The sequence below is a fragment of the Pseudoalteromonas sp. JC3 genome (assembly GCF_030291895.1).
In the GTDB taxonomy this organism is placed as follows: Bacteria; Pseudomonadota; Gammaproteobacteria; order Enterobacterales; family Alteromonadaceae; genus Pseudoalteromonas.
Map to the genome: position 1 here is coordinate 3,447,398 of NZ_CP127855.1, position 12,658 is coordinate 3,460,055.

The 12,658-nt window shown below is 44.2% G+C and carries 9 protein-coding genes; 8 read left to right on the forward strand and 1 reads right to left on the reverse strand.

The window, feature by feature from the left end:
- Nucleotides 1-65 precede the first annotated feature (65 nt).
- The 7 genes from lptD (at nt 66) to QSH61_RS14965 (ending at nt 9,130) form a co-directional block, all read left to right on the forward strand.
- Nucleotides 66-2,312, forward strand: coding sequence for an LPS assembly protein LptD (gene lptD, locus QSH61_RS14935; RefSeq protein ID WP_206472154.1), 2,247 nt, complete (start codon nt 66-68; stop codon nt 2,310-2,312).
- Nucleotides 2,313-2,327: 15 nt separating this feature from the next.
- On the forward strand, nt 2,328-3,620 hold the full coding sequence (gene surA, locus QSH61_RS14940) for a peptidylprolyl isomerase SurA (protein ID WP_010606008.1): 1,293 nt from the start codon (nt 2,328-2,330) through the stop codon (nt 3,618-3,620).
- 5 nt (nt 3,621-3,625) lie between these two features.
- Nucleotides 3,626-4,618 (forward strand): 4-hydroxythreonine-4-phosphate dehydrogenase PdxA, encoded by a 993-nt coding sequence (pdxA, locus tag QSH61_RS14945; RefSeq protein WP_174169782.1) that lies wholly within the window; start codon nt 3,626-3,628, stop codon nt 4,616-4,618.
- Nucleotides 4,615-5,421 carry a 16S rRNA (adenine(1518)-N(6)/adenine(1519)-N(6))-dimethyltransferase RsmA gene (gene rsmA, locus QSH61_RS14950; RefSeq protein ID WP_010606006.1) on the forward strand — a complete coding sequence of 269 codons (807 nt, stop codon included), beginning with the start codon at nt 4,615-4,617 and terminating at the stop codon, nt 5,419-5,421. Before pdxA ends, rsmA begins: the two co-directional genes overlap by 4 nt.
- On the forward strand, nt 5,405-5,794 hold the full coding sequence (gene apaG / locus QSH61_RS14955) for a Co2+/Mg2+ efflux facilitator ApaG/CorD (protein ID WP_010606005.1): 390 nt from the start codon (nt 5,405-5,407) through the stop codon (nt 5,792-5,794). Before rsmA ends, apaG begins: the two co-directional genes overlap by 17 nt.
- 99 nt (nt 5,795-5,893) lie before the next feature.
- Nucleotides 5,894-6,691: a symmetrical bis(5'-nucleosyl)-tetraphosphatase gene (locus QSH61_RS14960; RefSeq protein WP_174169781.1), complete on the forward strand. Its 798-nt coding sequence runs from the start codon at nt 5,894-5,896 to the stop codon at nt 6,689-6,691.
- Nucleotides 6,692-7,114: 423 nt separating this feature from the next.
- Complete coding sequence (locus QSH61_RS14965; protein ID WP_010606003.1) at nt 7,115-9,130, forward strand: methyl-accepting chemotaxis protein; 2,016 nt, start codon at nt 7,115-7,117, stop codon at nt 9,128-9,130.
- Nucleotides 9,131-9,246: 116 nt separating this feature from the next.
- On the opposite strand, the gene tkt is transcribed toward QSH61_RS14965, so the two are convergent.
- Nucleotides 9,247-11,241, reverse strand: a complete 1,995-nt coding sequence (tkt, locus tag QSH61_RS14970; RefSeq protein ID WP_206472152.1) for a transketolase — start codon at nt 11,239-11,241, stop codon at nt 9,247-9,249.
- Nucleotides 11,242-11,501: 260 nt separating this feature from the next.
- Between tkt and metK the strand changes: the two genes are divergently transcribed.
- Complete coding sequence (metK, locus tag QSH61_RS14975; RefSeq protein WP_010606001.1) at nt 11,502-12,653, forward strand: methionine adenosyltransferase; 1,152 nt, start codon at nt 11,502-11,504, stop codon at nt 12,651-12,653.
- The last annotated feature ends 5 nt before the right edge of the window (nt 12,654-12,658 follow it).

Consider the following 12,658-nt stretch of genomic DNA (forward strand, 5'->3'; position numbering starts at 1 on the left):
ATTTCCGACAGTTTTCATTTATCATGATGAGCTTATTATTAAATGCTCAGCTAATAGGTTATTAAATGCGCAAAATTTGGGGCTTGGCTGTATTATCCGCGATTCATTCTACAGCTTTTGCTAATACGAACATTGTCGCCGCACAATGTAAAGACTATATGCAGCCAGAAAACTGGAAGCCGTTAGCCTCGCTGCCCAAACATGCCATTGATATCGTTGCCGATGACTTAGAACTACAAGGTACTGATAGTGCTGAGTTTTCGGGTAATGTGGTGATTAACACTGAAACCATGAGCTTAGAAGCTAGACGTGCGCTAATCGATAAAAAAGAAGGTCTGCTCAGCGCTTCTGGACCGCTACTCTATCGTGACCAATTTACCAAAGTTCACAGCAATGGGCTATTCGCGGATTTAAATGCTAACACCGTGAGCTTGCTTGGTGCTGAATATGAATTAGCGGACCAGCTGGGGCGCGGTGGTGCAGAAAAGTTGCATGCCTCTGGCAGCAAAATTTCACTCGACAACTCTAGCTTCACCACGTGTCCTGCTGATGACCCATTTTGGAGTATCGAGGCAAGCAGTATTGTACTTTCTCGAGAAGACGGTTGGGGTGAAACCTATAATACGGTGTTCAAAATTATGGACACGCCAATTATCTATTTACCCTACTTTACGTTTCCAATCGATGATAGACGAAAATCTGGCCTGCTGACACCGACAATTTCCAGCTCAAATAAGTTTGGCTTGGAGCTGATCACCCCTTATTATCTCAATCTAGCTCCTAACTACGACGCGACCCTAACACCAAGGTACATGGCTAATAAAGGATTTCAGCTTATTACCGAGTTCAGATATTTAACTGAACAACATCAAGGTAAAATTGGCGTCGAATACCTCAGTAAGGATGATTCCGAGCCACAGCTAGACGATCGCTATTTAGTGCATTGGCAACAAAAAAGCTATTTAAGTGATAAATGGCGTGCGTTTGTTGATGTTACAAATGTGAGTGACGATAACTATCTCACTGACTTAACATCCGAATACGCCAACGAAACTGACACTCAGTTATATCGCACCGGCAGTCTAAGTTACCTTGGTGAAGACTGGTTAGTCGACTTAAAGTTGCAAGATTTTGAAGTGTTGGGTGACCACAGAGAATCCTACACTGCACTACCGCAAATTAGCTTCCGTACACGGGACAGCTATGAACTTGTTGGCCTTGATTGGGACTTTGAGGGTGAGTTTGCCTATTTTCAAAATGATGCTTTGCCAATCTCAGAGGCGTCGCGATTACACCTAGAGCCTCGCGTGTCTTTTTCACGCAGCGACTACGCTTGGTCATTTACCTCCGAGGCACGCCTACTTCACACGCGTTATGAACAAAATATAGATATGCCTGATACAGAGTATGAGGAGTCTGTCACGCGTACATTGCCTAGTTTAAGGGTACACGGACAACTGAATTTTGAACGCAGTACCGAGTTCTTTTTTGAACAAGGTACGCAAACGCTTGAGCCACAAATTCAGTACCTTTACACACCTCACAGAGAACAAAGCCAAATTGGCTGGTACGATACCGCTAAGTTACAAGATGACTTTATTGGTCTGTTTAGAGCACGCCGTTACTCTGGTTATGACCGGATTGCAGAAGCCAATCAATTCACCGTGGGTGCAACCACGCGTGTATTCGATAACAGTAATGTCGAACGCTTTAACTTCAGTGCAGGTCAGATCATTTATCTTGAGTCATCTGTAAAGCCTTCTGAACAGCTATTTACTGATGATACCAACTATAATGCACTATTTGCCGCTGAATCCATGTTACATTGGCATAAGCGCTGGTACCTCTCAGGTGGGGTGCAATATGATGTGGATAGCAAAGAGTTAGTGCAGTCTCACTTTACTTTGGACTATAAAGGTGACGATAAGCAGTTAGTGCAATTGAACCATCGTTATGTTAATGATGTCTCAGACTATGAAATTGACCAAGTCGGTCTCTTTACAAGTTTACCAATTGACGATAACTGGCAATTTGTAGCAAGCTATCACCGAGATATGACGGCAAATAGAAGTGTTGAATCCTTTGTTGGTGTTCAATACCAGTCTTGTTGTTGGGCTATTCAGGTGACTGCGAATCGTCAAATTGAAACAAACTTAAACCAAACACTTACAAATGATGAAGCAGTGTTTGATTCTGGCTTCAGCCTGAAATTTGTCCTTACAGGGCTTGGAAGCCAAAGCAGTGGTGATGCGAGTAAACTCCTTCGACAGGGTATTTTTGGTTACCGTAGACCGTATTTTTTGAATAAATAGAATTTAGAAAGCCGTATGAATTTAAAAAAGTTGTTATTAGTGGCCTCCTTAAGTGCAGGCCTGTTTACTCAAGCACATGCTGAGCGTGTAAAGCTAGATACAGTTGTTGCCACAGTAAATGATGGTGTAATTTTACAAAGCGAAGTCGATCAAATAATAAATCGTGTAAAAGAACAGGCTGAGCAGCAAGGTACCGAACTTCCTAGCGATAGAACATTACGCTTACAAGCCATCGATAAACTCATTGAGCAATCTTTAATGTTGCAACTGGGTGACCGTATGGGTATGCAAATTTCAGATGCTCAATTGGATCAGACCATTGCGAATATTGCCCAAGACCAAGGTGGTACTATCGCTGATTTACGTCGCTCAGTTGAAGCTAGCGGCGAAAGCTTCCCGGCATACCGAGAAGAGATCCGTAAAGAAATAACCACAAGCCAAGTGCGCCGTGCCAGTGTTGACCGCCGTATTTATATTAGCCCTCAAGAGGTGACTAACCTGCAAAAAATATTGAGTGAGCAAACGGGTAACTCGGAAGAGTATGATATCGGCCATATTTTGATTAAGATCCCAAATAAAGCGACTCCAGAAGAAATTGAAGACGCTCGTGAGCGCGCTGATAACGTGATTAAGTTTTTGAACGAAGGTAAAGAGTTCAAGCGCATCGCAATTGCTTCTTCTAGCGGCTCAAAAGCGCTCGATGGTGGTCAATTAGGCTGGATGGGAATTAACGAAATGCCAACCTTGTTCGCTGAGGCCATAAAAGGTGCGAAAAAAGACGACATAGTTGGTCCACTGCGCTCAGGTGCAGGTTTCCACATTCTAAAAGTACAAGATATTCGTGGTCGTGAAGTCGTTGAAACTGTTGAGGTGCGTTCACGTCATATCTTAATCAAGCCGTCTATTATCCTAAGTGAAGAAAAAGCACGCTCAATGCTAACTGGCTTTGTAAAAGACTTGCGCGCAGGTACCGCTGACTTTGCAGCGCTGGCTAAAGAATATTCTGAAGATCCAGGCTCTGCACTTAAAGGTGGTGAGTACGATTGGACAGATCCAACTACATACGTACCTGCGTTTAGAGACACTCTGTTGTCGCTAGAAAAAGATCAGATCAGTGAACCATTTAGAAGTACATTTGGCTGGCATATTGTACAACTGCTAGATAAACGCGTAGCCGATAAAACAGAACAAGCCAAGTTAAATCGCGCACACCGTCTGTTGTTTAACCGTAAATTTAAAGAAGAAAGCTTTAAATGGATTAAAGAAATGCGTGACCAAGCGCATATTGAAATTATCGAAGCGGAATAACAGCTATGACACTCAGAATCGCAATTACACCGGGTGAGCCTGCAGGTATTGGCCCAGATCTTGTTATCAAACTGGCTCAGCACGCATGGCCTGCTCAGTTGGTTGCGGTGGCTGATAAAAGTATTCTAGAAAAACGCGCCAAAGAACTCGGTGAGCAAATCAAGTTGCTGCCATTTGACAGCGAAGCTGCGCCTGAAGCGGCACCTGCTGGTGCCATTTACTACCTTCAAGTAGACAAAGGTGCAGAAGTGGTCGCTGGTCAATTAGATGAAGCCAATGGCCATTATGTGCTCGAAACCTTGCGCATTGCCTCTGAAAAGAATATGGATGGGACATTTGCAGCGGTAGTCACGGGACCAGTTCATAAAGGCATTATTAACCAAGCTGGGATCTCGTTTAGCGGCCATACTGAGTACTTTGCACAACAGTCTGATACCGCTGATGTCGTAATGCTACTCGCAACCGAAGGGCTGCGTGTAGCGCTAGTAACTACGCATATCCCACTGGCGTACGTATCAAAGGCAATTACGCCTGAGCGTCTCAGCAAAGTCATTCATATTTTACATCACGACCTACAAACCAAGTTTGGTATTGAACAACCCAGGGTATTAGTTTGTGGATTAAATCCGCATGCTGGAGAAAGTGGTCATCTTGGTCGTGAAGAAATAGAAACCATTGAGCCAACACTGGAAATGCTGAATAAACAAGGCATGAACTTGGTTGGACCGCTGCCAGCTGACACCCTTTTCCAAGCTAAATATTTAGATAATGCTGATGCTGTGCTCGCAATGTATCACGATCAGGGCTTACCTGTGTTAAAATATAAAGGTTTTGGAAACTCAGTAAACATCACCCTAGGATTACCCTTTGTTCGCACATCGGTTGATCACGGTACAGCGCTTGATTTAGCCGGCTCTGGTGATGTTGAAGTGGGTAGTTTTGAATTAGCGATCCGCGAAGCAATTAAGCTCGCAACCAAAAAAGCACAGAATGCATGACAGATAAAGTACATCTCGGACACAGAGCGCGTAAACGCTTTGGTCAAAACTTCTTAAATGACAACAATATTATCGACAAGATAGTAACTGCTATCGACCCAAAACCTGAAGACAATCTGGTTGAAATCGGTCCTGGTTTAGGTGCTATCACTGAACCTGTTTGTGATTTAAGTGGCCACCTAACCGTTGTAGAACTCGATAAAGATCTTGCCGAGCGCTTGATCCATCACCCATTCTTGGGACCTAAATTAACGGTTCACCAAGGCGACGCGATGAAGTTTGACTTCTCTTCTTTAATCAAAGAAGGGGAAAAACTGAAGATCTTTGGTAACTTACCTTACAACGTATCAACCCCTTTGCTATTTCACTTATTTGAGTTTGCAGATCAGGTCGAGCATATGCACTTTATGCTGCAAAAAGAAGTGGTTAACCGTATGGTTGCAGGCCCTGGCAGCAAGGCCTTTGGTCGCTTAAGCGTAATGACGCAGTACTATTGTCACGCTATTCCTGTGATCGAAGTGCCACCACATTGCTTTAAACCAGCACCTAAAGTTGACTCGGCCGTTGTTCGATTGATCCCAAAAGATCCGTCGCAACGTACAGCTAAGAGCACTAAGCTTTTGAACACTGTTTGTTTAGAAGCGTTCAACCAACGTCGTAAGACACTAAGAAATAGCTTATCGAACCTGTTAACCGAAGAGCAGCTGCGAAACTTAGGTATCGACCCTACACTTCGCGCTGAAAACCTGTCGCTTAACCAGTTTATTGAAATTGCAAATTGGATATATGACAACTCAAACTAATATTGGCTCACCTATCAAAGTATCGGTGGAGACCTTTTACGTTGAAGCGCAATCACAGCCTGAAAAGGATAAATATGTGTTTGCCTATACAATTACCATCAAAAACCATAGCTTATGTAATGCCAAGCTACATAGCCGCTATTGGCTCATTACCGACGCTAATGGCAAAGAGACTGAAGTCGAAGGTGAAGGTGTCGTTGGTGAGCAGCCCACTATTCGTCCTGGCGAGAGCTATCAGTACACCAGCGGCGCGGTGCTCGATACTCCCGTTGGTACAATGGAAGGGTTTTATTTAATGCGTAATGAGTTTGGCACTGAGTTTAAAGCGCCAATCAATGTATTTAGACTTTCCTGTCCAAATATTTTGCATTAATACCATTTTTATTTTGCGGAAGCGGGCTTACCCCGCGTTCCTCATACATGCTAGACATCAGAATAAAAACATTGAGTTATAAAAAACCACAGGTAATAAATGGCAAAATACGCAATTGGAGACTTGCAAGGCTGCTTCACTCCACTCATCGGGCTACTCGATCAAGTCAACTTTAACCCAAGCCAAGACCATTTATACTTTGTCGGTGACATCATCGCCAGAGGACCCGATTCACTTGCTTGCCTAGAGTTTCTCTATCAACACGCAGGCTCTATTAGCATTACACTCGGCAATCACGATCTCCACTTTTTAGCATGTCTTGCTTTGGGTGTCGCTCCGAACCCAAAAGATAAATTAGATGCGGTTTTTGCCAGCCCTAAATGCCAAAAATATGCTGACTTATTACGTGCACAGCCCCTCGCTATTTGGCTTGAAACACAGCAAACTTTTATTTCTCATGCAGGTATTCATCCAAGCTGGAATATTACGCAAGCGCTAGAATATGCACGCTTTGCCGAAACCATTTATCAATCAACAAAAGCCCCTGAGTTTTACGCCAATATGTACGGTGCTCACCCAGGACTTGAGCACAACAAGCTCAGTGAACAAGATAAATTTAAAGCCATTGTTAACGTCTTCACTCGAATGCGCTTTCTAAAACAAAATGGCGAACTGGATCTTAAGAACAAATCTGGCCTAAAAGATGCGGCAGGTCTCACTCCGTGGTTTGAGCTCAGCCAAACACCAGCCGAAACTACCCTACTTTTCGGCCACTGGGCTGCTTTGGAAGGCGAAACCAACAAGAAAAATATTATAGCCTTAGACACTGGCTGCGTGTGGGGAGGTCCTATGACGATGATAAATATCAACAGTGGTGAAAAGTACCAGCACAATTAAGCTATTTAACCTGAGGTTTGGATAAGAAATGAGCTAACTCGTTGTTTTTAAATTATTTCCTTATCTAGCCAGAGAGTTTTGGGGATAACCAGGCGAATTTACGCACCAATAGCTGGCTATTGGAAGTGAATTCAACGCAGTTAGCGCTAAAACTGGCTGCTAGAAAAGCATTAATTATCCGAAGCTCAGGTTATTTAACTTTCCTAAGTCGAATCTAGGGTAGTCACCCACTTTAATTTTTACAAAACTAAGCTACACTCGAAGAAAACGTGAAGCTTATACTTTTTATCCGTTGAGCTGCTATTTTTTGTAATCCGACCTTTTTTACTGAATTTTTTTGTCACATCTGCTATAAAATACTTAACTTATCCGCAATAAATCCGATAAGTATCCGTATTGCTTTGTAAATTTTGTAGGACAGCTATGAATTTGACTGTTAGCCAACGTATTTGGGGTGGTTTTATTACCATCACCTTGTTGCTTCTTCTTATCGGGGGCAATTCTTTATTAAGAATTGCAAACATTGACAACTCAACTCAACAGGTTAATAACCTGTCTTTACCAGCACTCTCTAAAAGCTCTGCGCTGCAAGTAGAGTTTACTTTAATGAGCAAAATGGCTCAGGGAAGTTTTTACGCGCGTTCAGAGACTGAACTGGCGACGCTAAAACAGCAATTTAAAGAGCGCCAGAAGATCTTCGACAAAACCTATTCAGAGCTGCAACAGGTCGTTGCCGCTAATAATAAATTGGCCTCAAGCAGTCGTGATGTTGGCAAAAGTTATGATGCGTTCGTAAAAGCCATGAACAGCTTGGTAAACGAGAAAACAACTGAGCTTTCGTTACGGGACAAATTAAAAGAGCAGTTATCTACTATCGATGTTGCCGCAGAAGATGCAACTATGGTGACGGTTGATATCATTGATTTGGATGGCTTAGAAGATGCTGACAAACGTGCTTTTCAAGCTGCAAATAACTTAGAAAATAACTTTTCTTCTGTTGTGACTAGCGCCAATGATATTGTTACTGTTGAAGACATCAATACACTGGAAATCGTAAGTAGGGATCAAAGCTACCTCGTTGAAGAGCTAGGTCGCAATATTGACTTGATGCGTGGCCCCGTTAGCGCGCTTGATAGTAGTTTGTTTGCTGATCTCGAAGGCTATTACACTAATTTGAAAGATGCAGTTACCGGCAGCAACAGCATCGCGGAAAATCAAAAACGCTTGATCAATGCGATAGCCGAGACACGTAAAGAACTAACCAATGCAGAAAAAACCACAAAAGCAGCCCTATCTCAGCTAGATGATTTACTCTCTGAAGCGAGCCAAGTCGCCTTTAACTTACAACAAGGCGTACGTGCCGATGTAGGCACAGCAAACCTATGGACTTGGATTGGTATGATAGTAGCAACGTTAATGGCCGTCGGTGTTGCCTACATTACCGTTAGTCGTATCACAAAACCGCTATCGGAAGTAAATCGAGTCTTAAACATTGTCGCCAGTGGCGATATGACACAGCGCTTAGATGACACAGCAAAAGATGAGTTTGGTGAATTATCTAGAAGCTGTAACACCCTAATCTCTAGCTTACGTGAGCTTATTACTGGCATCATTTCTCGTTCGACACAGCTTGCTGCAGCGTCCGAAGAAACATCGACTATCACTACAGAATCAAGCCAAGCAATTAAGAATCAGCAAGCACAGGTAGAGCAAGCAGCTACCGCTACAACTGAGATGAGTAGCACGTCTCACGGTGTAAGCAACAGCGCACATCAAGCACTACAGGAAATTAAAAATGCTGATAAAGAAGCTGAGCGTGTTAAAGGCATCTCACATGAGAACAAACACACTATTGAGCAACTCGCAAGGGAAGTGGATGAAGCCTCTCGCGTGATTAACAAACTACATCAAGACAGCGCTTCGATAGGCAGTATTTTGGATGTTATCCGTGGCATTGCCGAGCAAACTAACCTCCTTGCACTAAACGCTGCAATCGAAGCTGCGCGTGCGGGTGAACAAGGTCGTGGCTTCGCTGTAGTGGCAGACGAAGTACGCTCGCTTGCAAGTAAAACTCAAGAGTCGACTCAAGAAATTCAAGCAATGATTGAATCCTTACAAGCCGGTGCCGAAGAAGCGGTAGGCGCAATGTCAAAAGGCAAGCAGCAGGCGGAGTCGTGCGTAAATCAGAGCGACCTTGCTAATGAAGCATTAAACTCTATCACTGCAGCCGTTTCTCAGGCCCATGATGTGAGTGAAGAGATTGCAAACGCGGCGAATGAGCAACAGCAGGTGGCACAGGAAATTAGTGAACGTTTGGAATCGATTGTAACAATCGCAGAGCAAACAGCTGAAGGCGCAAGCCAGACCTCAATCTCTAGTTCTGAGGTTGCTAAACTCGCCGAAGAGTTACGCTTATCGGTAGAGCAGTTTAAGGTTTAACTTTCTAACCTGAGCTTTGAGCAGGAAGCAATCTCAAAGCTTTAGGTGGTTTAGCCAAACCACCTAACACAAAAAAACCCATGCATGGCATGGGTTTTTTTGTTTCTTTTCTTTGATTATGCAAACAATGCGTTTGCCTTCTCAATGATATTTTCTACCGTAAAGCCAAATAGCTTGAATAGCTCATCAGCAGGCGCTGACTCACCAAACGTTGTCATACCAACGATAGCACCATTTAGGCCTACATATTTGTACCAGAAGTCCTCAATACCCGCTTCGATAGCGACGCGACGCGTTACTGAGCTTGGTAGTACGCTTTCTTTGTATGCTGGAGATTGCGCATCAAAAATGTCCGTTGAAGGCATAGACACAACACGTACCTTTTTACCTTCTGCACGAAGCTTATCCGCAGACTCAACTGCAAGTTGCACTTCAGAACCGGTGGCAATAAGGATGATTTCAGGCTCACCATCACAAGATAGTACATAACCACCTTGCTTAATCGCTGCAACCTGCTCAGCGGTACGAGGCTGCTGCGCAAGGCCCTGACGGGTAAATACAAGTGCAGATGGGCCATCAGCGCGTTCAACCGCTTGCTGCCAAGCAACTGCTGACTCAACTTGGTCACATGGACGCCAGCTCGCAAGGTTTGGCGTAGTACGTAAGTTCGCCATTTGTTCTACTGGTTGGTGTGTTGGACCATCTTCACCAAGACCGATTGAATCATGAGTATACACAAAGATGCTTCTTTGTTTCATCAATGCAGCCATACGTACCGCATTACGCGCGTATTCCATAAACATTAGGAATGTCGCACCGTAAGGGATAAAGCCTCTGTGCAGTGCAATACCATTCATAATGGCAGACATACCAAATTCACGCACACCGTAGAAAATGTAGTTACCCGCAGCATCTTCTGCCGTTAAGCCTTTAGATTGATCCCAAAGTGTTAAGTTAGAACCCGCAAGGTCAGCAGAGCCACCCATAAACTCAGGTAGAATTGGGCCATAGGCATTCAATGCATTTTGTGATGCTTTACGAGTTGCTGGGTTTGCAGGATTCGCTTGAAGCTCTGCGATATACGCTTCTGTTTTCTCAGACCAGTTTGCTGGAAGCTCGCCTTTCATGCGACGCTCAAATTCAGCAGCAAGCTCAGGATAATGCATTTGGTATTCAGTGAACTTAATCAGCCAGTCACTTTGTTGATTTTGACCACGCGCTGTTGCGTCCCATTTCGCGTACACATCTTCCGGTACTTCAAATGCGCCGTGCTCCCAACCAAGGAATTCACGTGCTGCTTTGATTTCATCATCACCTAGCGGTGCACCGTGACAATCATGGCTACCTGACTTGTTTGGTGAACCATAACCGATAACCGTTTTACAACAGATAAGGGTTGGTTTGTCAGACTCTGCTTGCGCCGCTTCGATTGCCGCTTTAATCGCATCGCTATCGTGACCATCAACACCGGCGATAACATGCCAGCCATAAGACTCAAAGCGTTTTGGTGTATCGTCGCTAAACCAACCTTCAACTTCACCGTCGATTGAAATACCGTTGTCATCCCAAAATGCAATCAGTTTGCCAAGACCAAGGGTACCCGCAAGTGAACAAGCTTCGTGTGAGATACCTTCCATCAAACAGCCATCACCTAAAAATGCATAGGTATAGTGATTAACGATGTCGTAATCTTCACGGTTAAACTGTGCAGCCAATGCTTTTTCAGCAATCGCCATACCTACCGCATTGGTAATACCCTGACCTAATGGGCCTGTAGTCGTTTCAATACCTGGCGCATAACCATATTCTGGGTGGCCTGGTGTTTTGGAGTGTAGCTGACGGAAGTTTTTGATGTCATCAATTGATAAGTCATAACCCGACAAATGCAACAATGAATAAATTAACATCGAACCGTGACCGTTTGATAATACGAAGCGATCTCTGTCGAACCACTCAGGATTACTTGGGTTGTGCTTTAAAAAATCGCGCCAAAGTACTTCTGCGATGTCCGCCATGCCCATAGGGGCTCCTGGGTGGCCAGACTTGGCCTTTTGTACAGCGTCCATGGAAAGAACGCGAATTGCATTAGCAAGTTCTTTGCGAGATGGCATGAATTCTCCTACCTTTAAATGTGTTTCGCGGGGGTTTGAGCCCATTCTTACTTATTTATATGGCTAACTGCAACGGCAAAGGCCATAAAAAAACGGGTACAGACGGACTTTTTCCGACCATTAAAAAAGTTTGCACAATTTTGGACGTCTAGGCGTAAAATAACTAGTCAATGCCTAGGTTTTTTGGTTAGAATACGCCCCTTAATTTTTCGCGCTGTTCCTGATGTTTGTGAAGCGCAATATTTGTGAGCATAAATACAATGGCTAAACATTTATTTACTTCTGAATCTGTTTCTGAGGGTCATCCGGATAAAATCGCCGATCAGATCTCTGATGCGGTTCTAGATGCCATCCTTGAGCAAGATCCAAAAGCACGTGTTGCGTGTGAAACTTACGTTAAAACCGGTATGGTTATGGTTGGTGGTGAAATCACGACTAGCGCTTGGGTTGATATCGAGGAATTAACTCGTAAGACCGTGCGTGAAATTGGTTACACACATTCAGACATGGGCTTTGACGCTGATTCATGTGCAATCCTTAACACGATTGGTAAACAATCACCTGATATCAACCAAGGTGTTGACCGTACTCGTCCAGAAGAGCAAGGTGCTGGTGACCAAGGCCTAATGTTTGGTTACGCGTGTAACGAAACTGACGTACTTATGCCTGCGCCTATCACTTACTCACACCGTCTAGTTCAACGCCAAGCGCAAGTTCGTAAAGACGGCACGCTACCTTGGTTACGTCCAGACGCTAAGTCTCAGGTAACATTCGCGTACGAAAACGGTAAAGCAGTAGGTATCGACGCGGTCGTATTATCTACACAGCACTGTGATTCGGTATCACAAGCTGACCTTGTAGAAGCGGTGATGGAAACTATCATCAAGCCTACACTACCTGCAGAGCTTATCACTGAAGCAACTAAGTTCTTCATCAACCCAACTGGCCGTTTCGTTATCGGTGGTCCTATGGGTGACTGTGGTCTAACTGGTCGTAAAATCATTGTAGATACATACGGCGGTATGGCACGTCACGGTGGTGGTGCATTCTCAGGTAAAGATCCATCAAAAGTTGACCGTTCTGCAGCTTACGCAGCGCGTTACGTTGCAAAGAACATTGTTGCCGCTGGCCTTGCTGACAAGTGTGAGATCCAAGTGTCTTACGCAATCGGTGTTGCTGAGCCTACTTCTATCAGCGTAGAAACTTTCGGTACAGCTAAGCTTGATGAGTCGCGTTTAATCGAACTTATCCGCGAGCACTTCGACTTACGCCCTTACGGTCTAATCACTATGCTAGACCTTGAGCGTCCAATTTATCAGCCTACTGCTGCTTACGGCCACTTTGGTCGTGAAGAGTTCCCTTGGGAAGCAACAGATAAAGCTGACGCACTACGTGCAGCAGCAGGCCTATAACCCCT

Excerpts from the sequence above, each read along its gene's own strand:
- lptD (WP_206472154.1), top strand. The coding sequence starts at position 66 with ATGCGCAAAATTTGGGGCTTGGCTGTATTATCCGCGATTCATTCTACA.
- surA (WP_010606008.1), top strand. The coding sequence starts at position 2,328 with ATGAATTTAAAAAAGTTGTTATTAGTGGCCTCCTTAAGTGCAGGCCTG.
- pdxA (WP_174169782.1), top strand. The coding sequence starts at position 3,626 with ATGACACTCAGAATCGCAATTACACCGGGTGAGCCTGCAGGTATTGGC.
- rsmA (WP_010606006.1), top strand. The coding sequence starts at position 4,615 with ATGACAGATAAAGTACATCTCGGACACAGAGCGCGTAAACGCTTTGGT.
- apaG (WP_010606005.1), top strand. The coding sequence starts at position 5,405 with ATGACAACTCAAACTAATATTGGCTCACCTATCAAAGTATCGGTGGAG.
- QSH61_RS14960 (WP_174169781.1), top strand. The coding sequence starts at position 5,894 with ATGGCAAAATACGCAATTGGAGACTTGCAAGGCTGCTTCACTCCACTC.
- QSH61_RS14965 (WP_010606003.1), top strand. The coding sequence starts at position 7,115 with ATGAATTTGACTGTTAGCCAACGTATTTGGGGTGGTTTTATTACCATC.
- tkt (WP_206472152.1), bottom strand. The coding sequence starts at position 11,241 with ATGCCATCTCGCAAAGAACTTGCTAATGCAATTCGCGTTCTTTCCATG.
- metK (WP_010606001.1), top strand. The coding sequence starts at position 11,502 with ATGGCTAAACATTTATTTACTTCTGAATCTGTTTCTGAGGGTCATCCG.